Source organism: Parendozoicomonas sp. 209JJ7-1, from assembly GCF_058147085.1.
The window spans coordinates 1-369 of record NZ_JBYVJU010000177.1 but is presented as its reverse complement, the minus strand read 5'-3'; the positions used below and the strand labels follow the sequence as shown (position 1 = coordinate 369).

Annotated in this window: 1 protein-coding gene; it reads left to right on the top strand. The window is 51.8% G+C overall.

From position 1 onward, the window contains the following. On the top strand, positions 1 to 369 hold a 369-nt coding region (locus tag ACY2RQ_RS19910), incomplete at both ends, for a cadherin repeat domain-containing protein (RefSeq protein ID WP_490114757.1).

The following is a 369-nucleotide window of genomic DNA, read 5'->3' as shown; positions in this document are numbered from 1 at the left end:
CATCCCAGATGTGACACTCGCAGCTGGTGGACGCTATCCGGCACTGACGCTTTCCTCTTACTTTACTGACGCTAACAAAGATCATCTGATCTATTCCGCACGTTCATCTGACACAAATATTGCAGTAGTCCGGCCTATCCCCGGTCAAAAGCTCCATATTTACCCCAGAGGGGTTGGCACAGTCAAAGTCACGGTAACAGCGTGGGATCCGCACAGAGCAACTGCAACGCAAAACTTCTCCGTTACTGTTAATCCCAATCGACTGGCCAGCTTCACGCTCAGTGAATATAAGGTCGAAACCTTTGAAACCGCCCCCATCGGCACCCCCCTGGTACAGGTAGTTGCCAATGACCCGGATACAGGTTTCGC